Source organism: Saccharothrix sp. HUAS TT1, assembly GCF_040744945.1.
GTDB lineage: Bacteria > Actinomycetota > Actinomycetes > Mycobacteriales > Pseudonocardiaceae > Actinosynnema.
The window spans coordinates 8,155,864-8,176,577 of the sequence record NZ_CP160453.1 but is presented as its reverse complement, the minus strand read 5'-3'; the positions used below and the strand labels follow the sequence as shown (position 1 = coordinate 8,176,577).

19 protein-coding genes and 3 rRNA genes are annotated in these 20,714 nt (G+C 68.1%); 11 read left to right on the top strand and 11 right to left on the bottom strand.

Features of this window, described 5'->3' with window-relative positions:
- Positions 1–54: 54 nt before the first annotated feature.
- From AB0F89_RS35770 to AB0F89_RS35745, 6 genes are all read left to right on the top strand, one after another.
- A complete protein-coding gene (locus AB0F89_RS35770; protein WP_073895327.1) occupies positions 55–741 on the top strand; it encodes a response regulator transcription factor in 687 nt (228 codons plus the stop codon).
- A gap of 164 nt (positions 742–905) precedes the next feature.
- A complete protein-coding gene (locus tag AB0F89_RS35765; protein WP_367130656.1) occupies positions 906–1,892 on the top strand; it encodes a sensor histidine kinase in 987 nt (328 codons plus the stop codon).
- Between the two features lie 464 nt (positions 1,893–2,356).
- Positions 2,357–3,875 (top strand): 16S ribosomal RNA (locus AB0F89_RS35760).
- 346 nt (positions 3,876–4,221) lie between these two features.
- Positions 4,222–7,300 (top strand): 23S ribosomal RNA (locus AB0F89_RS35755).
- A 129-nt stretch (positions 7,301–7,429) separates the two neighbouring features.
- Positions 7,430–7,546, top strand: a 5S ribosomal RNA gene (gene rrf / locus AB0F89_RS35750).
- The 16S, 23S and 5S rRNA genes sit together here, the layout of an rRNA operon.
- 185 nt (positions 7,547–7,731) lie before the next feature.
- Positions 7,732–7,914, top strand: coding sequence for a hypothetical protein (locus AB0F89_RS35745; RefSeq protein ID WP_367130654.1), 183 nt, complete (start codon positions 7,732–7,734; stop codon positions 7,912–7,914).
- Positions 7,915–7,918: 4 nt separating this feature from the next.
- Here the strand turns inward: AB0F89_RS35745 and AB0F89_RS35740 are convergent, their stop codons facing one another.
- Positions 7,919–8,251 carry a nucleotide pyrophosphohydrolase gene (locus AB0F89_RS35740; protein WP_367130652.1) on the bottom strand — a complete coding sequence of 111 codons (333 nt, stop codon included), beginning with the start codon at positions 8,249–8,251 and terminating at the stop codon, positions 7,919–7,921.
- Positions 8,248–9,156 carry an AraC family transcriptional regulator gene (locus AB0F89_RS35735; RefSeq protein WP_367130650.1) on the bottom strand — a complete coding sequence of 303 codons (909 nt, stop codon included), beginning with the start codon at positions 9,154–9,156 and terminating at the stop codon, positions 8,248–8,250. Before AB0F89_RS35735 ends, AB0F89_RS35740 begins: the two co-directional genes overlap by 4 nt.
- A gap of 71 nt (positions 9,157–9,227) precedes the next feature.
- On the opposite strand from AB0F89_RS35735, the gene AB0F89_RS35730 reads away from it, so the two are divergent.
- Complete coding sequence (locus AB0F89_RS35730; RefSeq protein WP_367130648.1) at positions 9,228–10,028, top strand: NAD(P)H-binding protein; 801 nt, start codon at positions 9,228–9,230, stop codon at positions 10,026–10,028.
- Here AB0F89_RS35730 and AB0F89_RS35725 read toward each other — a convergent pair.
- From AB0F89_RS35725 to AB0F89_RS35715, 3 genes are read right to left on the bottom strand one after another with little or no spacing between them, the layout of a single operon-like run.
- Positions 9,995–10,642, bottom strand: coding sequence for a class I SAM-dependent methyltransferase (locus AB0F89_RS35725; RefSeq protein ID WP_367130646.1), 648 nt, complete (start codon positions 10,640–10,642; stop codon positions 9,995–9,997). The genes AB0F89_RS35730 and AB0F89_RS35725 overlap by 34 nt on opposite strands.
- A 3-nt stretch (positions 10,643–10,645) precedes the next feature.
- A complete protein-coding gene (locus tag AB0F89_RS35720) occupies positions 10,646–11,665 on the bottom strand; it encodes an ImmA/IrrE family metallo-endopeptidase (RefSeq protein WP_367130644.1) in 1,020 nt (339 codons plus the stop codon).
- Positions 11,666–11,688: 23 nt separating this feature from the next.
- Positions 11,689–12,324 (bottom strand): hypothetical protein, encoded by a 636-nt coding sequence (locus AB0F89_RS35715; RefSeq protein WP_367130642.1) that lies wholly within the window; start codon positions 12,322–12,324, stop codon positions 11,689–11,691.
- 238 nt (positions 12,325–12,562) lie between these two features.
- Here AB0F89_RS35715 and AB0F89_RS35710 point away from each other — a divergent pair, with 238 nt between their 5' ends.
- Together AB0F89_RS35710 and AB0F89_RS35705 are read left to right on the top strand one after the other, a co-directional pair.
- A complete protein-coding gene (locus AB0F89_RS35710; protein WP_367130641.1) occupies positions 12,563–12,703 on the top strand; it encodes a hypothetical protein in 141 nt (46 codons plus the stop codon).
- Positions 12,703–13,941, top strand: a complete 1,239-nt coding sequence (locus tag AB0F89_RS35705; RefSeq protein ID WP_367130639.1) for a PP2C family protein-serine/threonine phosphatase — start codon at positions 12,703–12,705, stop codon at positions 13,939–13,941. The genes AB0F89_RS35710 and AB0F89_RS35705 overlap by 1 nt, the downstream gene beginning before the upstream one ends.
- Here the strand turns inward: AB0F89_RS35705 and AB0F89_RS35700 are convergent.
- From AB0F89_RS35700 to AB0F89_RS35690, 3 genes are all read right to left on the bottom strand, one after another.
- The gene (locus AB0F89_RS35700; protein ID WP_367130637.1) at positions 13,901–14,428 is read right to left on the bottom strand and encodes a hypothetical protein; all 528 of its coding nucleotides are present in this window, start codon (positions 14,426–14,428) and stop codon (positions 13,901–13,903) included. The two genes, AB0F89_RS35705 and AB0F89_RS35700, sit on opposite strands and share 41 nt — an antisense overlap.
- Positions 14,425–14,781, bottom strand: a complete 357-nt coding sequence (locus AB0F89_RS35695; RefSeq protein WP_367130635.1) for a peptidase inhibitor family I36 protein — start codon at positions 14,779–14,781, stop codon at positions 14,425–14,427. The genes AB0F89_RS35700 and AB0F89_RS35695 overlap by 4 nt, the downstream gene beginning before the upstream one ends.
- A 66-nt stretch (positions 14,782–14,847) precedes the next feature.
- A complete protein-coding gene (locus AB0F89_RS35690) occupies positions 14,848–15,687 on the bottom strand; it encodes a DUF72 domain-containing protein (protein ID WP_367130633.1) in 840 nt (279 codons plus the stop codon).
- 59 nt (positions 15,688–15,746) lie between these two features.
- On the opposite strand from AB0F89_RS35690, the gene AB0F89_RS35685 reads away from it, so the two are divergent.
- Positions 15,747–16,418 (top strand): hypothetical protein, encoded by a 672-nt coding sequence (locus AB0F89_RS35685; protein WP_367130631.1) that lies wholly within the window; start codon positions 15,747–15,749, stop codon positions 16,416–16,418.
- A gap of 33 nt (positions 16,419–16,451) precedes the next feature.
- Positions 16,452–17,267 carry an arylamine N-acetyltransferase gene (locus AB0F89_RS35680; protein ID WP_367130629.1) on the top strand — a complete coding sequence of 272 codons (816 nt, stop codon included), beginning with the start codon at positions 16,452–16,454 and terminating at the stop codon, positions 17,265–17,267.
- Here AB0F89_RS35680 and AB0F89_RS35675 read toward each other — a convergent pair.
- From AB0F89_RS35675 to AB0F89_RS35665, 3 genes are all read right to left on the bottom strand, one after another.
- Positions 17,198–17,935 (bottom strand): DUF72 domain-containing protein, encoded by a 738-nt coding sequence (locus tag AB0F89_RS35675; protein WP_367139149.1) that lies wholly within the window; start codon positions 17,933–17,935, stop codon positions 17,198–17,200. The two genes, AB0F89_RS35680 and AB0F89_RS35675, sit on opposite strands and share 70 nt — an antisense overlap.
- A 135-nt stretch (positions 17,936–18,070) precedes the next feature.
- Positions 18,071–18,523: a hypothetical protein gene (locus AB0F89_RS35670; protein WP_367130627.1), complete on the bottom strand. Its 453-nt coding sequence runs from the start codon at positions 18,521–18,523 to the stop codon at positions 18,071–18,073.
- Between the two features lie 118 nt (positions 18,524–18,641).
- Positions 18,642–20,528: a DNA/RNA helicase domain-containing protein gene (locus tag AB0F89_RS35665; RefSeq protein WP_367130625.1), complete on the bottom strand. Its 1,887-nt coding sequence runs from the start codon at positions 20,526–20,528 to the stop codon at positions 18,642–18,644.
- Between the last annotated feature and the right edge of the window lie 186 nt (positions 20,529–20,714).

The following is a 20,714-nucleotide window of genomic DNA, read 5'->3' as shown; positions in this document are numbered from 1 at the left end:
ACACTCGGCGCCGACGCTAAGCAGCCTCTCAGGCATCTGTGGCACCGTTGACACGTGCGGATCCTGGTAGTCGAGGACGAGGTGCCGCTGGCCGACGCGATCGCGCGTGGCCTGCGGCGCGAGGGCATGGCCGTTGACGTCGCCTACGACGGCGAGACAGGCCACGAGAAGTCGACCGTGACCAGGTACGACGTGGTCGTGCTCGACCGCGACCTGCCCGGCATGTCCGGTGACGAGCTGTGCAAGGAAATCCTCAGCTCCGGCGCCCTGACCAGGGTCATGATGCTCACCGCGAGCGCCGGCGTCGACGACCGCGTCGCGGGCCTGTCCCTCGGCGCCGACGACTACCTCGCCAAGCCCTTCGCGTTCCCCGAGCTGGTCGCCCGCGTCCGCGCCCTCGCCCGCCGCGCCACCCCGGCCACCCCGCCGCTGCTCACCGCCCGTGACGTCGAACTCGACCCGGCCCGCCGCACGGTCCGCCGCGCCGGCCAGCCCGTCGAGCTGACCCGCAAGGAGTTCGGCGTGCTGGAGGTGCTGCTGGCCGCCAAGGGGTCGGTGGTCTCCAGCGAAGAGCTGCTGGAGCGCGTCTGGGACGAGAACGCCGACCCGTTCACCACCACCGTGCGCGTCACCGTCATGACGCTGCGCAAGAAGCTCGGCGAGCCGGGCATCATCGACACGGTGGTCGGCTCCGGCTACCGCGTGCCCACGGCAGGTTTCCCCGAAGAAGGCCCGCGCTGAACTCTGAGCTGGCCCGCAGGCGCGGACCGGGGCTGCGCACGCGGCTCACCCTCCTCGCGACCGGTCTGGTCGCGTTCGTCAGCGGCCTGCTGCTCCTGCTCGGCTGGCTCCTCGTCGGCCGGGTCATCGCCTCCTCGCCCCGCTTCGCCGACGGCAGCACGGTCGTGGTCGACGGTCGCGAGGTCGACGCAGGCGCGTTGATGGACCTCCTCGGCGAACAGGCCCGTGACGACGTGCTGCGGTCCGGTTCGATCGCGTTCCTCTGCGTGGTCGCCGCTGCGGCGTTGCTCGCGTGGACCATCACCGGCCGCGTGCTGCAACCCGTGCACGACGTCACCGACGCGGCCCGCCGCCTGTCCGCCGAGTCGCTGGGCGAACGGCTGCGCCTGGACGGCCCCCGCGACGAGGTCGCCGAGCTGGCCGACACGTTCGACGAGATGCTCGACCGGCTGCAGGCGGCGTTCGAGTCGCAACGCCGGTTCGTCGCCAACGCCTCCCACGAGCTGCGCACACCGCTGGCCGTCATCCGGACCGAGCTGGACGTGACGCTCGCCGATCCGGACGCCGACGCCGACGAGCTGCGCCGGATGGCGGGTGTGGTGCGTGCCGCGACGGAACGGGCCGAGCAGCTGGTCAGCGCGTTGCTGCTGCTCGCGCGCACGGACGGGCTCGGGCTGGCGGTGCGTGAGCCGGTCGACCTGAACGCCGTGGTCGAGTCCGCGTGGCGGGCGGCCCGGCCGGAGGCGGAGCAGCGCCAGCTGCGGGTGTCGTTCCTGCCCGCGCCGGCGCCCGCCGTCGGCGACCCGGCGCTGCTGGAGCGGATCGCCGGGAACCTGCTGGAGAACGCCGTGCGGCACAACCTGCCCGGGGGGTGGATCGAGGTGCGCACCGAGGGCGGGCCCGAGTGGACGTTGCTGCGGGTCTCGTCGTCGGGGCAGCTCATCGCGCCGGACCGGGTGGAGGAGCTGTTCGAGCCGTTCCGCCGAGGTGGCACCGATCGGACCGCGCGCACGGGCACCGGGCTCGGCCTGTCCATCGTGCGGGCCGCTGTCGCAGCTCACGAGGGTCAGGTGCACGCCACAGCGGTGCCCGGAGGGGGGCTGTCGGTGGCCGTCCACCTGCCGTCCGCGCCGCACGGAAAACTCGTTTGAGTGGCCCCGGTCACACATGATCCGGTTTGAGGGCCCTCGCAGGGGGTACTACCTGCGGAGATGTGCTTCCGGACCCCCGATTTGTCTCCGCGTTGGGCGGGGTGTAACTTTCTCTCTGCCAGCGCGGAACGGGCCGGAGAGAGACCGGAACGGAGCGCGGCGGAAGACAAAGTGAATGCAGGGCGACTTCAACGCGGGGTCGAGCAGGTCGAAACGGCCGATTTGACACCGCGAAAACGAACCCGCTAAGCTTTCACCACAAGCGAAACACCGGAAACACAAAGCCCCGGAATGAACCGCGGTAAGACGCGGGACGTGATGGTGAGCGCGTGTTCTTTGAGAACTCAACAGCGTGCCGAATAGCCAGTAAATTGTATGACCTCGTCAAGAGGTTTTCCTTTGAGATTGTTACTGGACAACTGACATTACTTGTCAGTGTTGTTCGGAGCGATCGAACTCATTCCTTATTGGAGAGTTTGATCCTGGCTCAGGACGAACGCTGGCGGCGTGCTTAACACATGCAAGTCGAGCGGTAAGGCCCTTCGGGGTACACGAGCGGCGAACGGGTGAGTAACACGTGGGTAACCTGCCCTGTACTCTGGGATAAGCCTGGGAAACTAGGTCTAATACCGGATATGACCTGCCTCTGCATGGGGGTGGGTGGAAAGTTCCGGCGGTATGGGATGGACCCGCGGCCTATCAGCTTGTTGGTGGGGTAATGGCCTACCAAGGCGACGACGGGTAGCCGGCCTGAGAGGGTGACCGGCCACACTGGGACTGAGACACGGCCCAGACTCCTACGGGAGGCAGCAGTGGGGAATATTGCACAATGGGCGAAAGCCTGATGCAGCGACGCCGCGTGAGGGATGACGGCCTTCGGGTTGTAAACCTCTTTCAGCAGGGACGAAGCGTGAGTGACGGTACCTGCAGAAGAAGCACCGGCTAACTACGTGCCAGCAGCCGCGGTAATACGTAGGGTGCGAGCGTTGTCCGGAATTATTGGGCGTAAAGAGCTCGTAGGCGGTTTGTTGCGTCGGCTGTGAAAACTTCACGCTTAACGTGGAGCCTGCAGTCGATACGGGCAGACTTGAGTTCGGCAGGGGAGACTGGAATTCCTGGTGTAGCGGTGAAATGCGCAGATATCAGGAGGAACACCGGTGGCGAAGGCGGGTCTCTGGGCCGATACTGACGCTGAGGAGCGAAAGCGTGGGGAGCGAACAGGATTAGATACCCTGGTAGTCCACGCCGTAAACGGTGGGTGCTAGGTGTGGGGGACTTCCACGTCCTCCGTGCCGCAGCTAACGCATTAAGCACCCCGCCTGGGGAGTACGGCCGCAAGGCTAAAACTCAAAGGAATTGACGGGGGCCCGCACAAGCGGCGGAGCATGTGGATTAATTCGATGCAACGCGAAGAACCTTACCTGGGCTTGACATGCACTGGAAACCAGTAGAGATATTGGCCCCCTTGTGGCCGGTGTACAGGTGGTGCATGGCTGTCGTCAGCTCGTGTCGTGAGATGTTGGGTTAAGTCCCGCAACGAGCGCAACCCTCGTTCCATGTTGCCAGCGCGTTATGGCGGGGACTCATGGGAGACTGCCGGGGTCAACTCGGAGGAAGGTGGGGATGACGTCAAGTCATCATGCCCCTTATGTCCAGGGCTTCACACATGCTACAATGGCCGGTACAGAGGGCTGCTAAGCCGTGAGGTGGAGCGAATCCCACAAAGCCGGTCTCAGTTCGGATCGGGGTCTGCAACTCGACCCCGTGAAGTCGGAGTCGCTAGTAATCGCAGATCAGCAACGCTGCGGTGAATACGTTCCCGGGCCTTGTACACACCGCCCGTCACGTCACGAAAGTCGGTAACACCCGAAGCCCGTGGCCCAACCAGCTTGCTGGGGGGAGCGGTCGAAGGTGGGACTGGCGATTGGGACGAAGTCGTAACAAGGTAGCCGTACCGGAAGGTGCGGCTGGATCACCTCCTTTCTAAGGAGCATCTGCGGACTCGATCTCGGTCGGGTTCGGAGGCCACGCCGGCGGCGAACGATCGTCGGGTGGAGCTCATTATTGTGGATGCTGGCTATATGCAGGACTTCGGGTTGTCTGGAGAGTTAGTACTGTCCGCTTGCGGGCGTGGAAGGGTCTTCAGAGGGTTCAAAGCTTCTGTTCGGTACGCTGTTGGGTCCTGAGAGAACACGTGAGTGTTTTCCTCAGCGAGAAACGACAGGGCTGTCTCAGTCTTCGAACCGCCGGGTTGCCGGTAGGCGTTGGCAGGGAAGAGATGGTGTCTGGTTGTTCTTTGAGAACTGCACAGTGGATGCGAGCATCTTTGTGGCAAGTTATTAAGGGCACACGGTGGATGCCTTGGCACCAGGAGCCGATGAAGGACGTAGGAGACTGCGATAAGTCTTGGGGAGCTGTCAACCGAGCTGAGATCCAAGAATTTCCGAATGGGGAAACCCGGCCTCAGTCATGTGGGGTCACCCACGCCTGAACACATAGGGCGTGTGGAGGGAACGCGGGGAAGTGAAACATCTCAGTACCCGCAGGAAGAGAAAACAACCGTGATTCCGTGAGTAGTGGCGAGCGAAAGCGGAAGAGGCTAAACCGTATTCGTGTGATACCCGGCAGGGGTTGCGTGTGCGGGGTCGTGGGACCTGTTCGTCAGTTCTGCCGAGCGGCAAGGAGTCATAAAACGGTGTCGTTAGCGGAACGCGTCTGGAAAGCGTGGCCGTAGAGGGTGAAAGTCCCGTACGTGAAAACTCACCGTCTTCTTACAGTGTTCCCAAGTAGCAGCGAGCTCGTGGAATTTGCTGTGAATCTGGCGGGACCACCCGCTAAGCCTAAATACTCCCTGGTGACCGATAGCGGACTAGTACCGTGAGGGAAAGGTGAAAAGTACCCCGGGAGGGGAGTGAAATAGTACCTGAAACCGTGTGCCTACAATCCGTCGGAGCCTTTAGGGGTGACGGCGTGCCTTTTGAAGAATGAGCCTGCGAGTTAGTGCTGCGTGGCGAGGTTAACCCGTGTGGGGTAGCCGTAGCGAAAGCGAGTCCGAATAGGGCGCCTATAGTCGCGTGGTCTAGACCCGAAGCGGAGTGATCTAGCCATGGCCAGGGTGAAGCGTGGGTAAGACCGCGTGGAGGCCCGAACCCACCAGGGTTGAAAACCTGGGGGATGAGCTGTGGTTAGGGGTGAAAGGCCAATCAAACTCCGTGATAGCTGGTTCTCCCCGAAATGCATTTAGGTGCAGCGTCGTGTGTTTCGTGCCGGAGGTAGAGCACTGGATGGTCTAGGGGGCCCACAAGCTTACCGAAATCAACCAAACTCCGAATGCCGGTACGTGAGAGCGCGGCAGTGAGACTGCGGGGGATAAGCTTCGTAGTCGAGAGGGAAACAGCCCAGAACGCCGGCTAAGGCCCCTAAGTGTGTGCTAAGTGGGAAAGGATGTGGGGTCGCCCAGACAACCAGGAGGTTGGCTTAGAAGCAGCCACCCTTTAAAGAGTGCGTAATAGCTCACTGGTCAAGTGGTCCTGCGCCGACAATGTAGCGGGGCTCAAGCACACCGCCGAAGCCGTGTCATTTCAGCGCAAGCTGGGATGGGTAGGGGAGCGTCGTTCAGCCATCGAAGCGCCGGAGGAATCCAGGTGTGGAGGCTGGACGAGTGAGAATGCAGGCATGAGTAGCGAAAGCAGAGTGAGAAACTCTGCCGCCGGATGACCAAGGGTTCCTGGGCCAGGCTAATCCGCCCAGGGTAAGTCGGGACCTAAGGCGAGGCCGACAGGCGTAGTCGATGGACAACGGGTTGATATTCCCGTACCCGTGTGAACGCGCCCATGGCGAACCTTGTGATACTAACCGCCCAAAGCCTGTTCCGAGTCTTCGGACGAGGGACTACGTGGAGCGCGGGACCTGAACTTGTAGTAGTCAAGCGATGGGGTGACGCAGGAGGGTAGCTCCGCCAGTGAGTGGTAGTACTGGTGTAAGCGTGTAGGGAGAATCGTAGGCAAATCCGCGGTTCATATATCCTGAGACGTGATGCATAGCCGATTGAGGCGAAGTAGGGTGATCCCATGCTGCCGAGAAAAGCCTCTAGTGAGTGTTCATGCGGCCCGTACCCCAAACCGACACAGGTGGTCAGGTAGAGAATACCGAGGCGATCGGGCGAACTGTGGTTAAGGAACTCGGCAAAATGCCCCCGTAACTTCGGGAGAAGGGGGCCGAGGGATTTGAAGCCCCTTGCGGGCTAGGATTTTTCGGCCGCAGAGACCAGCGAGAAGCGACTGTTTACTAAAAACACAGGTCCGTGCGAAGTCGCAAGACGATGTATACGGACTGACGCCTGCCCGGTGCTGGAACGTTAAGGGGACCGGTTAGCTCTTCGGGGCGAAGCTGAGAACTTAAGCGCCAGTAAACGGCGGTGGTAACTATAACCATCCTAAGGTAGCGAAATTCCTTGTCGGGTAAGTTCCGACCTGCACGAATGGCGTAACGACTTCTCGACTGTCTCAACCACAGGCCCGGCGAAATTGCACTACGAGTAAAGATGCTCGTTACGCGCGGCAGGACGGAAAGACCCCGGGACCTTTACTATAGCTTGGTATTGGTGTTCGGTTCGGCTTGTGTAGGATAGGTGGGAGACTGTGAAGCGGCCACGCCAGTGGTTGTGGAGTCGTCGTTGAAATACCACTCTGGTCGTACTGGATGTCTAACCTCGGTCCGTGATCCGGATCAGGGACAGTGCCTGGTGGGTAGTTTAACTGGGGCGGTTGCCTCCCAAAGGGTAACGGAGGCGCTCAAAGGTTCCCTCAGCCTGGTTGGCAATCAGGTGTCGAGTGCAAGTGCACAAGGGGGCTTGACTGTGAGACCGACGGGTCGAGCAGGGACGAAAGTCGGAACTAGTGATCCGGCCATGGCTTGTGGAAGCGTGGTCGCTCAACGGATAAAAGGTACCCCGGGGATAACAGGCTGATCTTGCCCAAGAGTCCATATCGACGGCATGGTTTGGCACCTCGATGTCGGCTCGTCGCATCCTGGGGCTGGAGTAGGTCCCAAGGGTTGGGCTGTTCGCCCATTAAAGCGGTACGCGAGCTGGGTTTAGAACGTCGTGAGACAGTTCGGTCCCTATCCGCCGCGCGCGTAGGATACTTGCGGAAGGCTGTCCCTAGTACGAGAGGACCGGGACGGACGGACCTCTGGTGTGCCAGTTGTCCTGCCAAGGGCATTGCTGGTTGGCTACGTTCGGAAGGGATAACCGCTGAAAGCATCTAAGCGGGAAGCCTGTTCCTAGATGAGGTATCCCACCCTTTGTGGGTTAAGGCCCCCAAGAGACCATTGGGTTGATAGGCCGGAGATGGAAGGTCGGTAACGGCTGGAGTTGACCGGTACTAATAGGCCGAGGACTTGTCATGAAGGCGCTACGCATCCACTGTGCGGTTCTGAGAGAGCCGAACCGGACCATCACGGTCCACCCCTTCGACCGAGTGGTCGAGCTTCAGGGGGTGGGTCGGGGTGCCTACGGGTTGGTAATTTCATAGTGTTTCGGTGGTCATAGCGGTTGGGGAACACCCGGTCCCATTCCGAACCCGGTAGTTAAGCCTTCCAGCGCCGATGGTACTGCACTCGTGAGGGTGTGGGAGAGTAGGACGCCGCCGAACAATTCTTCCCTCAGGGGCACTTGGTTATCCAAGTGCCCCTGAGGGCTTTTCTGCGTTCTGCGCCGCTTTCCACCCCAGGCGGAACCGTCACTTTCCGGCGGCCTTCACCGCTGTTCGGGCGACGCTCTCGCGGCGAGTGGGTGACGCGCCCGGTGGGTCCTCGGTCCGTCCATACGGTAATCCGCATGAACAGCGGAGAGTGGACCAGGGAGGCGCCGGTGCCGTGGCGAGCGCGCAGGCGGAACAGGCAGTGCGGCAGGCACTCCCGTGCCCGCCCGTCGTCGTCAGCTCCCCCGGTGTGGGCACCGGCCCTGCTCGGTCTGGTCCTCCTCGTCGCCCTGGTCCTGCTCCTGCTGACCTACGTCTAGCGGCTCACTCGACGGGCTTCAGGTCGCCGGTCGGGAACCGGCGCTCGTTGCGCTCGATCTTGGCGAACGCGGCCTCGACCAGGTCGACGTCCAGCTTGTCCGCCAGCCGCACCAGGTAGTGCATGACGTCGGCCAGCTCGTCACGCACGTTCCACGCCAGCTCCGGGTCGTCCATCGCGTGCGCGGCCTGCTCGGGCGTGAGCCACTGGAACAGGTCGGTCAGCTCGCCGACCTCGCCGGACAACGCCATCACGAGGTTCTTCGGGGTGTGGTACTCGTCCCAGTCGCGCGCGGCGGCGAACCGGCGCAGCGCGTCCCGCAGGTCTTCCAGGTTCATGCCCGCAGAGCTACCACACGGTGATCGCTCGGCCGAACACCGCGCACCCTCTTGAACGCCGTGCTGAAGGCGAAACCGTCGCCATAGCCGACCGCGCGCGCCACCGAATCCACCGTCGCGTCCGGTTGGGTCAGCAGGGTGGCGGCGACGTCCATGCGCCACTCGGTCAGGTAAGTCAACGGCGGCACGCCGACCAGCGACGTGAACCTCCGCGCCAACGCCGCCCGCGACACCCCCGCGCGCGCCGCGAGTTCCGCGACCGTCCACGCGCGCTGCGGCTCGTCGTGGATCGCGCGCAGGGCCGGGCCGACGACGTCGTCACCCAGCGCCCGGTACCAGCCGGGCGTGTTCGCGCCGGGCCGGTCGAACCACTCCCGCAGCACGTACGTCAGCAGCAGGTCCAGCAGCCGTTCGAGGATCAGCTCCTGCCCCGGCTGGTCCTTGGCGACCTCCGAGGCCAGCAGGGTCAGCGTGGGGCACTCCTCGTCCTCGCACGGCACGACCAGCGCCGTCGGCAGGGCGTCGAGCAGCCGGTGGGCCGCACTGCCCTCGACGTCGTAGCCGGCGGTGATCACCACCGTCTCGCCCTCGGTGTCGAAGCCGTAGGTGCGGGTGCCGACGCGCCACTGCTCGCAGTCCGGTTCGCTGAGCGTGATCCGCGGCGGCGTGGCCGGGTTGTCGGCCAGCACGAAGGACGACCGGCGGACCAGCCCGACGTCACCCGGTCGAACGAGGACGTTCGGGCCGTCCTCGACCACCAGCCACGCGTCCCCGCGCACGGCGGTGACGAGCGTGAACGGCGCCGTCCCGGAGTACGTCACCGACCACGGCGGTGAGGCGAACGAGCGGCACACGTCGGCGCGTTGCGCGTGCACGCCGCGCAGGAGATCGGTGAGAGCGTCCACGTAGACGATTGAACATGGAACCGGGACGGTCGGCCATGTTCCGCCCAGCACGACCTTGATTGGCTGGTGGCATGACGATCCTGGTTATCGGCGGCACCGGCAAGACCGGTCGCCGCGTCGTGTCCGCTCTCGACGCCCTGGGCGTCGCCAACCGCCCGGTGTCCCGCAGCACCGACATCCGCTTCGACTGGTCGGACCCGTCCACGTGGGACGCCGCCCTCGACGGCGTCACCGCCGCCTACCTCGTGCCGATCGGGCTGAACCTGGACGACGCGGAGGTGGGCGCGTTCGTGTCGCGGGCGGTGGACGCGGGTGTGCGGCGGCTCGTGCTGCTGTCGGCCCGCGGCATCCCGCCGGAGGACGGGCGCGAGCGCGCGGTGCGCGAGTCCGGTGTGGACTGGACGATCCTGCGGCCGACGTGGTTCGCGCAGAACTTCAGCGAGGACTACTTCCTGGCGCAGGTGCTGGCGGGTGAGGTCGTGCTGCCCGCGGGCGGTCGGGGCGCGCACGCGTTCATCGACGCGCAGGACATCGCCGACGTGGCGGTGGCGGCGTTGACCCAGGACGGGCACGCCGGCGTCGCGTACGACCTGTCCGCGCCGGAGGGGCTGTCCTTCGAGGACGCGCTGGCGCGGATCGGCGAGGTGTCGGGCCGGTCGATCCGGGTGGTGGACGTGCCCGCGGCCGAGTACACCGCGATGCTGGTGGGCGCCGGTTTCTCGGCGGAGTACTCCGAGATCCTGACGATGTCGCTGGTCGCGATCCGCGACGGCCACGACGCCGCGGTGTCCGACGGGGTGCCCTCCGTGCTGGGGCACGACGGGCGGCTGTTCGACGACTACGTCAAGGAGGCGGCCGGGGTCTGGGCCTGAGCGAGCACGAACAGGTGCTCCTCGTCGGGCTGGCCCTCCCGGTCGGGGGAGAAGACGGTGCTGCGGGTGTCCAGCACCACCAGCCCGGCCCGGGTCACCCGGTCGACCAGGTCGGGCGCGGCGAAGCTGGTCAGGCGCACGGTGTGGCCGAGGAACCCCACGTCGAGACCTTCGACGTCCATCGGCACGGTGACCAGCGCCAGCAGCCCGCCCGGCCGGAGCCAGCGGGCGATCCTGGCCAGCACGTCGGTCACCTCGTCGCGGGTCATCTGCAGGAACGGGAAGAACGCGCACACCGCGTCCCAGCTCGCGTCCGGCGACTCCCACTCGCGGATGTCGGCGTGCACGAACCGGGCTCCCGGCACCTGGCGGCGGGCGATGTCGACCATGGCGGCCGAGACGTCCACGCCGACCACGTCGTGCCCGGCCGCCGCGAGGTCTTCGGCTGCCGGCCTGCCCGTGCCGCTGCCGATGTCGAGGACCCTGGCGTGCGCGGGCAGCCGGTCGAGCAGCGACCGCACCGCTTCGTCCACGGCCGGCGGACGGCCGAAGGCGTCCTCGTAGCCCTGGCCGACGGCGTCGAACAGCTCGGCGGCGGTGAGGGGCTGGTCCACGGGTTACCTCCGGACGAGGGTCAGGTTCGGTCTGGCGGGTCGGTCGGTGCCGCCCCGGCCGGGCAGCGCGGTGAGCACGAGGCCGAACACCAGCCCGTTCAGCTCCTCCACGTCGAGCAGCAGCTCGCGGGCGACGCCGTGCGGCGTGGTGCCCTGGGCGCGCAGGGCGCGGAAGACCTTGGTGAGCAGCTGGGACGTCTCGCGGCGGGCCATGCCGGTGGTGCGGCGGGCCAGCTGGGCGCACACGGTCGAGTGCTGGGCACGGGTGAGCAGGCCGAGGTCGCGCAGGCGGTGCGCCAGGGTGGGCGGGGCGACGTGCCAGGTGGTGCTGTGCGCGACGACCTGCTGGGTGAGCGCGCCGCGCGGCACGGCGGCCAGCACACCGGCGCGGGGCAGCAGGAACGCGGTCGCGAACGTTTGCGCGTCGGCGTTGCCGGTGAGCCTGCCCAGCTCGCGGGCGGCGTCGAAGCGGGCCTGGTCGGGGGAGGCGGTCGGGTCCAGGAAGACGTACGGGGTGCCGGCGTGGCGGCACGAGAACGGGCCCGCGGCGGCGCAGTCCGGCGGCAGGGAGAAGACCCGGACGCCGTGCGCCTCCAGCAGGTGGATCATGTTGGGCGCGGGCCGGTGCGGGATGCCCCAGCGGGCGCGCACCACCTCGGCCGCCGTCTCGGGGTCCGGGTGCTCCCACGTCGGCACGTCCGGTTCGGGGAAGGTGAACGCGCGGGTCAGCCAACCGTCGAAGCCGATGGCCAGGCGGGCGGCGGCGGTCGCGGCGTCCCGGTGCCGCTTGGCCGCCGGTCGGCTGAACGCCACCTCGACCTCGGGCACGTCGTCGGCTTCGAGGAAGCCCGGCGGCACGCCGAGGGCCTGGGTGAGCCTGGCGGTGGTGGCCGGTCGTGGTTGGCGGCGGCCGTGCTCGTAGTCGCCGATGCTCGCCGGGCTCGTGCCTGACTTGCGCGCCAGCTCCACCGCGGTGAGGCCGCGACGGGTCCGGGCCAGGACGAGGCGGGAGGGCGTGAGCATGATCGCGCCATTCTCGCACCCGCCTACCGGCGCGGCGTGACGGTCACGTCGACGTCGTCGGGGCCGTCCGCGCCGCGTGGCGCCGGCAGCGGGCCGAACACCAGCGGTGGCAGCGGGATCCGGTGCGCCCACCGGTCCACGACCTGGCCCTGCGGGGTGGGCTCCGGCTGCGCCACCTCGCGCAGCACGACCAGCCGCTCACCCTCCTGGTGCGGGTAGGTGACCAGGAACCACAGCTTCCACTCGTGCGCGTGCAGCGAGTCGAACAGGGTGAACTGGTCCCGGTCGTTGCCGCGCATCATGGCGGCGATGGCCGGGCCCTTGGCGTAGTCGCTGCGCAGCGGCGCGCCGGGCGTGCCGGTGTGCCGGTTGCCCTGGAGGGTGCCGAGCACGACGGGTTTCGCGGGGTGCTGGACGAGCCCGGCGTTCCACTTGTCGACCCGCGTCCAGCCCTCGGCGACGAGGACTTCCCTGAGCCTGCCGACCCGGTGGATCCAGTCCAGCAGGCCGGCGCCGTTGGTCGGGCCCAGCGGCGGCGCGGACGACCGGGCGTCGACCCCGGCCCAGATCGCCTCGTCCAGGTGGTCGACGCGCAGGCCGAGCTCGGCCAGCTGGGCGTGGTGCTCGGCGGTCAGCTCGGTGGCGGTGGACATCCTCATGCCCGGCACGGTAGCGCCGACCACCGACAAATCCGGCCCGCACGTGCCGGTGGGGGTCGCGGGGCCCGGTCGTCAAGCGGTATGCGGCCGGTGGAAGTGGAAGGATGACCGGGGTGGACGCGAGAAGCAGGAACAAAGTGGTCGTGACCGGCGCCGCCGACGGCCCCGTCGTGGTCCTCGTCCACGGCTTCGGTGGGACGCGCGGCGGCACTCGACGCTCGACGGGCACGTCGCCGACGTGCTGGACCCCTGCCGCGAGCCGGACCTGCGCGACGCGGTCTTCGTCGGGCACTCGGTGGCGGTCGTGATCGGGGTGCCGGCCGACTCGCTGGACGGCAACCACCTCGGCTGGTCGGCGGCGACGGCGGACCAGAGGTGATGTGCGGCACGGGGAACGACCCGGACCACGACCGGGGGCTGTTCTCGGCGTTGTTGGAGGACAGCGCCGACGACCTCTACGAGAACGCGCCGTGCGGCTACCTGTCGACCATGCTGGACGGGCACATCGCGAAGGTGAACGGCACCCTGCTGCGGTGGCTCGGGTACGAGCGCGAGGAGCTGGTCGGCCGGCGGCGGTTCGCCGACCTGCTCACCGTCGGCGGCAAGCTCTACCACGAGACCCACTTCGCGCCGCTGCTGCGGATGCAGGGCGAGATCGGCGGCGTGGCGCTGGAGATGGTCGGCGCCGGCGGCGCGCGGCTGCCGGTGCTGGTCAACTCGGCCGTCAAGACCGGCGACGACGGCGAGCCGCTGCTGATCCGCACCACGGTGTTCGACGCGCGCGACCGCCGGTCCTACGAGCAGGAGCTGCTGCGGGCCCGGCAGGCGGCCGAGCGGGAGCGCGACGAGATCCGGCGGCTCGCGATCACCCTCCAGCGCACCCTGCTGCCGCCGGTGCTGCCGCCCGTGCCGGGCGTCGACACCGCCACGCACTACCACCACGCGTCGTCGTTCGAGGTCGGCGGCGACTTCTACGACCTGTTCCCGCTGGCCGACGGCCGGTGGGCGCTGTTCCTCGGCGACGTGTGCGGCAAGGGCGCGAACGCGGCGGCGGTGACGTCGCTGACCCGCTACACGCTGCGGTCGGCCGCCGTGTACGACCCGGACCCGGCCACCGTGCTGACCAACCTGAACGCCGTGCTCAACCAGGAGCAGAGCGACGGCTACCCGCGCTTCTGCACGGTGACGTTCGGCGTGGTGGAGGTCGGCCCGGACGGCTGCGCGCTCACCCTCGCCGCCGGCGGCCACCCGCCCGGCCTGCTGCTGCGCGCGGACGGCGCGGTCGACTACGTGGAGATGCCCGGCGGTCAGCTGATCGGCATCCTGCCCGACGCCAACGTCGTCACCACCACCGTCCACCTGGGACCGGGCGACACGTTCGTGCTGTACACGGACGGCCTGATCGAGGCCAGGACCGGGGTGGACACGCGGTACAGCGAGGAGGAGCTGCTGGAGTTCGCCGCCGCCCTCGGCCCGACCACGGCGGCCGGCGCGGTGGAGGCGATCACCGGCCTGCTGCACCGGTTCGGCACGGGTGTGGAGGACGACACGGCGGTGCTGGCGATCGGCGTGCCCGTCAGGGCTGCCGGAGTGGTGCGAGCAGCCGTCGACCCGTGACCAGGGCGATGCTGGTGAGCACGAAGGGCGTGGCCAGCAGGAGCACGAGCGCCCACACGGTGGGCCAGGAGGTGGTGCGGGCGTCCGGGCTGAGCGGCGCCGACGACACGCCCAGCGACAGGCCGGTGAAGGCGAACGTGGTCGTGAAGAGCGACGACGCCCACGCCACGACGATCCCCGAGCGCAGTTCGCGGACCTTCCGGAGGTCGAGGTGCTCGATCGACACGTGGCGTCGAGCGGCGAAGAGGAAGACGCCCGCCAGGACCACCATGACCACGCTGCTGCCCGCGAAGGTCCAGCCGAGGACGCCGAGCGCCGGGTGCAGGGGAGGCAGCCGACCGCCGAGCAGCGCGAGGAGCGGGACCAGCGCGAGGCAGGAGGCGATCAGCAGCAGGGCGACCCGTCGGCACGTCGTGCGGATGCGGCGCGCGTGCGGCGCCGGGACCCACAGGTACCGCGGTGGCAGCGGCGGTGGCGGGTAGCTCACGGTTCCCAGACCTGGATCGCGCGCACCACGAACGGTGCGTCCGGGACGTAGGTGCCCTTGCCCGGGTAGGTGGTGAACTCGGACTCGGTCGAGCACGTCTCCCGCTGGTAGACGGACGTGTCGCGGGTCAGGTTGTTGACGAACGAGCGGGCCGTGAAGCCGGCGGGCAGCGGGATGCACTCGCGCGGGTTCGCGGACTCCAGGTCGAGGCGGTGGACGTCGCCGGTGTACCCGGCGCCCGACCAGACGCAGAACTCGCCGCGGTCGCACGCGGGAGCGGGTTGTCCCACCGCCGTGCCGCCGGTGGTCAGGGTGCCGGCGGTCAGGGCCAGGACCGCCACGAGAGTCTTCATCGGGGTCACCTCCACCGCTCCAGAGTGCTGGGATCGGCGGTGGTGTGGGGGCGAGTTGACCTTGGTTCACCTGAAGGTGTGGGTTTGGGACAGCGTGAAGCGTTCCGCGAGGCGGAGGGCGTCGTGCGGGGCGACCGCGTCGGTGTCGTTGTCGAAGTAGACGTAGACGTCGTGGTCGGCGGCCCACGCGCGGATCTTGTCGGCCCAGGCGTCCAGGGCGTCGTCGGAGTAGCTGCCCATGTAGAGGGCGTCGCTGCCGTGCAGGCGGAGGTAGGCGAAGTCGGTGGTGACGTCTTCGAGGTAGGGGAACCGGCCGGCGGAGTGCGAGACGACCAGGGCGACGTCGTGCGCGCGGAGCAGGTCGTGGAACTCGGGGACGAGGAACGACGGGTGCCGGACCTCCAGCGCGTGCCGCAGCGGCCGGTCGGCGTCGGTGGTGGTCCAGGCGCGTTCGGCGGGCAGCCGGTCGTCGTGGCGCTCGGCCAGCTCGGCAGCGCCGGCGGTGGTGCGGGGGAGGAGGTCGAAGAAGCGGGTCAGGCGTTCCGGGTCGAGGCCGAGCTTGGGCGGCAGCTGCCAGAGGAACGGGCCGAGCTTGGGCCCGAGCGCCAGCACGCCGGAGGCGAAGAAGTTGGCCAGCGGGACCTCGACGTCGCGCAACTGCTTGAGGTGCGTGATGAACCGCCCGCCCTTGACCGCGAACAGGAAGTCGTCCGGCGTCTGCCGCGACCACGCCTGGTAGCTCGCCGGGCGCTGGAGGGAGTAGAACGAGCCGTTCAGCTCGACCGACGACATCAACCCCGAGATGTGCTCCAACTCCCGCCGCTGCACCAGTCCTTTGGGGTAGAACGCGCCACGCCAGGTCGGGTACACCCAGCCCGACGTCCCGATGCGAACCTCACCTGTCACCCACCAGTGGTACCCGAATGATCTTCGACGTACCCGCTTCCTGATGGCAGGATGCCGGTGTGAGGCTCGCCGACCGCGTCCTCCGGTTGCTCGAGGAGCACCCGGCGGGTCTTGCCGACGCCGAGATCGCAACCGCGCTGCACGTCGTCCACCAGCAGGTCAACGGCTGTTGCCGCAGGCTGGCGCAGGAAGGACGGATCGCGCGGGAGGACCTGGCCAGACCCATCCGCAACCGCCTGCTCGATCCCGGCGAGCCCGCGCCCCCGCGTCCGGTAGCGGCTGCCGCCGTCGAAGTGGACCGCCGCGAGGAGGTGGTCCAAGGTCGGGCTGCCGCGTGGTTGGAGGACGAGGGGTGGAAGTTGCTGGGGGTGGCGGACACCGCGGCCCGTGAGCACGGCACCGACATCCGGGCCGAGCGCGCCGGGGTACTGCTGCACGTCGAGGTCAAGGGATACCCGTCGAGGTTCTACGCCGATCCGCGGCGCGCTGACGAGGTCAAACCGGCTCAACCCGCCACACAAGCGCGTCATTGGTTCGCGAGTGCGGTGCTGAAAGTGCTCCAACTCCGGCAGGCCCACCCCGACGACGAGGTGGCGTTCGCGTTCCCCGACATGCCGACCTACCGCGCGTTGCTGGCCACGGTCGAAACGGCGGTGATCGCGATGCGGCTGTCCGTGTTCCTCGTCCGCGACGACGGCTCGGTCGAAGCGCGGTGGAGGACGCCTTCTTGACCTCCATCGCACTCGATGGTGCAAGTTGGGCCCATGGACGACCGGATGCTCGACGCCTACCTGGCCAGGATCGGCGCGACGCGTGACAGCACCCTGGTCGAGCTGCACGAACGGCACGTTGCGACGGTGCCCTTCGAGAACTTGAGCATCCACCTCGGGGAGCCCGTCGTGCTCGACGCGGAGCTGCTGGTGGACAAGATCGTCAACCGGCGGCGCGGCGGGTTCTGCTACGAGTTGAACGGGGCGTTCGCGGCGTTGCTCGGGGCGCTGGGGCACGACGTGCGGATGTTGTCGGCCAAGGTGTTCGCGGACGGCGGGTACGGGCCGCCGTTCGACCACCTGGCGCTGCGGGTCGGGGACCTGCTGGTGGACGTCGGGTTCGGGCGGTTCGGCCTGCGGCCGCTGGACCTGTCCACACGGGACGACCAGCACGACCCCGCCGGGGTGTTCCGGCTGGTCGACACGCCCGAGGGCGACGTGGACGTGCTGTTCGACGGCGTGCCCCAGTACCGCCTCGAACTCCGGCCGCGCGAGCTGGACGAGTTCCGCGCCACGTGCTGGTACCAGCAGACGTGGCCGGGGTCGCCGTTCCGCCGTGCCGCGACGTGCTCGCTGCCCACGCCGACCGGGCGGGTCACCATCGCGGGCGACAAGCTGATCACCACCACCGACGGGGGGAAGGTGACCGAGGAGCTGGGCGACGACGCGCTGCTCGACGCCTATGCCGAGCACTTCGGCGTGGTGCTGGACCGCGTGCCCGGCTCGGTTGAGCCCGTTGGTCAGGCGAGCCGTTCGGCCAGGGCGAGGGCGTCGAACGGCGCGGCGCCGCGCATCGTGTTGTCCAAGTAGGCGTAAACGTCCCTCTCCGCCGACCACTCGCGGAGCCGGGAGGCCCAGCGGTCGAGGGCGTCGTCGGAGTACGCGCTGACGTACAGCTCCTGGTCGCCGTGCAGGCGGGCGTAGGCGAAGTCGGCGGTCAGCTCGTCCAGCTCCGGGAAGCGGCCCGCGGACTCGGCGGCGACGAGCGCGACGTTGTGCCGGGCCAGCAGCTCGGCCAGTTCGGGCGTGTCCCAGCTGGGGTGGCGCACCTCCAGCGCGTGCCGCACCGGTGGGCCGGGCAGCAGGTCGAGGAACGCGGCCAGCCGGTCGAGTCGCGCCGGCAGCGTCGGCGGCAGCTGCCACAGGACCGGGCCGAGCTTCGGGCCGAGGTCGAGGAGACCGGAGGAGAAGAACTCCTCCACGTCCTTGCCGACGTCGCGCAGGCGCTTGATGTGGGTGATCTCGCGGTGCGCCTTCACGGCGAACACGAAGTTCTCGGGGGTGCGCTCGAACCACGACTTGTAGTCGGTCGGCTTGCGCAGCCCGTAGAACGAGCCGTTGATCTCGACCGTGTCCAGCCGCCGGGACAGGAACTGCAACTCCAGCCGCTGCTGCAACCCGCGCGGGTAGAAGCCGCCGCGCCACTCTGGGTAGAGCCAGCCGGACGTGCCGATCCGTATTTCACCCACGGTGACGATGTTGCCCATGTGAGTGACTTCCGAAACGTGTCGGCCGCCGGAGCGCACCGAATTGGTGTAATGCTCGCGGTCCACTCGGCCCAGCTCCGCCGGGCCCGCGGCCACCGTGCGCCACCGACGTCACCCCGATGGCCGCTAGAACCCCGCGCCGTCCAGCGCGCCGCTCACCACCCGGTCCACCCGCACCTGCTGCGGGTCGCGCGCCAGCGCCTCCGTGCACGGGCAACCGGCCAGGTCGCTGCCGCACAGGTACACGCCGAGCACCCGCAGGCTGCGCGCCGTCTGCCGCAACCGCGCCGCACCCCGCAGCCGCACCTGCCCGTAGACCGCCTTCGCCAGCTGGTAGGGGACACCGGGCCCGAGGTCGACGCACGCCTGGCTGTCCAACTCCTCGGCCACGTGCGCTATGGGCCGACACCCGTACGACCGCGCCGACCGCACCAGTCGCTGGTCGAGCCTGGCCACGAGCCTCCTGGCCACCTCATCCCGCCAACCGCGATCGGCCCGCAGGTAGGCGACCAGCTCCTCCACCCGGACGGGGTCGGGGCGGGGACGGCGGTTGCGCGCTCTTCGTCGGTGCTGGGTCATGACAACAACATCGGGTGTCGCACACGATCGTGAGTCCTCCTCACCCGCCTGCGCAGCGAAAACACTCGCGCGCACTAACGGCCGGGCGCGCAGAGACACCACTTCCGGTGAGCGGCGCTCAGCGTGCCATCGTCTCCAGGTAGTCCTGCGTCTCCGGATCCGTCGAGCAGACGCACATCCCGCGCATCCCCCGGGTGAGCAGCACCTTGTAGGTGTTCCTGATCAACTCGTGGAAGTTCGCGTCGGTGGCGCTCTTCACCGCCGGGTCGTGGGAGTGCTCACGACGGGCTACCCACCGGCCGTCCCGCCGGACGAAATCGGGACCGATGATCACGCCGGCCCAGTCGTACTCGAAGCCCTGAGCCGTGTAGACGCAGCCGACCTGGCCGAAGCCGCGCTCGTCGCTGGCCCAGTAGTGCGACTCGGGCGCGTCCGGGACCCGTTTGCCGGGCTTCGCGTTCCACGGGCGCTGCCAGTCGCCGATCCGAACGTCGGGCACGAGCACCTTCGTCCCGTCCACCGTCGTCGGGTCGCTCCACTTCCAGCAGTAACCGGCCGCCAGGCGGGCCGTGCCGCCGAACCGCGCCTGCTGCGCCAGCAGCCACTCCTCGACCGCTGCCGGTGTGGGCGCGGCGCGCACGACGAAGTCCTCGTCGTCGCGGGTGACGAGATCGGACCAGGCCGTTGCCCGGCGTCGGCCGATCCCGAGCAGCCCCGCGCTCCACGTGTCGAAGAACTCCGAGCCGCCGCACCGGTACTGGCCGGCCAGGTGCACGACCTCCACCTCGCACCCGAGGGCGCGAGCGGCAGCCTCGATCTGCTGCTTCGAACCCATCTCGCCCGGCCGCACCACCTGGTGCTCGTCCAGCAGGAAGACCGGCACCAGCGCGGCGTCGATCAACTCGGTCACCTGCCGCCGCGCCCGCTGACGGGCTTCGGCCTTGGTGTAGCGGTTGACGCTGGTCTCACGGACCCGGTGCGCCTCGTCGCAGATCAGCACGTCCAGGCCGCGTGGCTCGGCGTCCATGAAGCTGTTGAAGTACTTGAACATGCTCTGCACCCGAGGCGAACGCCTTCCCGCCAGCTTGCGCAGGGTGCTCGTGAAGGCGCTGGAGCCGGTGGCGTGGTAGACCCGGCGATTCAGCCGGGCCAGTTCGCCGAGCAGGCTCAGCGCGATGACGCTCTTGCCCGAGCCCGGCCCGCCGAGCACGATCACCACCGTCTGCGTGCGGCTGGTCCGCGCGCGTTCGACGGCCTGCATGACCGCGCTGTACGCCACCTGCTGCTCGTCGAGCAGCACGAACTGCTCGCGGTCCTGGATCTCGCGGGCCGCCAGGTCGAGCAGTGGCTTGGACGGCGCGTGCCTCGCGTTCAGCAGGTGCTCGGCGGCTCGGCTCGCCGCGTCCCTCGACGTCGGATCGGGATCGAGCAACGTCCTCAACCGGTCGGCCATCCTCGACCGCGTGTCCATCGTGTAGAGCCGGCCGTAGTCGTCCACCTCGTACTGGAGCAGCCGCCAGACGCCCGACTCCAACGCGTTGTGCAAGTACGCGAGGCCGTGCACCGCGCCGGGCTGTTCCGCCAGCGCGGGCGTGGAGTCCACGAGGTACTCGCAGTACCGGCGCACCTGCTCGACGGGGTGCAGGACCGGCTCCGGGTAGTGGGGCACCTGCACCAGGTCGTCGCCGACCGGCTCGGCGCTCGACCACTGCTTGAGCTCGACCAGCACGTAGGACGGTGTTCCACGCCGCGGGTGCGTGCCGCACAGGATGACGTCGACGCGTTTCGGGTTGTGCGGGAGCTTGTGCTCCAGCAGCACCTCGACGTGCCCGAGCCCGGCCTCCACGACGTCGGTGAGGAACGCGGGCAGGCTGTTCTGCCACGACCGCACCTCGGCCGGGGCCACGCCCGACTCGAACTGGATGCGGGCTTGCTCCTCCAGCACGGTGTGCAGCCGATCGGACATGTCGAGCAGGTTCTGAGCGCTGCGGCGCACGAGAGCCACCGGTTGATCCCCCACCTGGGCACGCGGAATACACGTGCGGGTGGGGGCAGCGACGGGGTGAACCCGGTGCCCGGCGGGCCGCGTGGAGAGGTTAGCGCGACAGGCAATCGGATCGCGTCCTGGCGCAGCGTTGCAACCACTTACCTGTTCGGGTCAACCGTTACAACGATCCGGTGACGACCACTA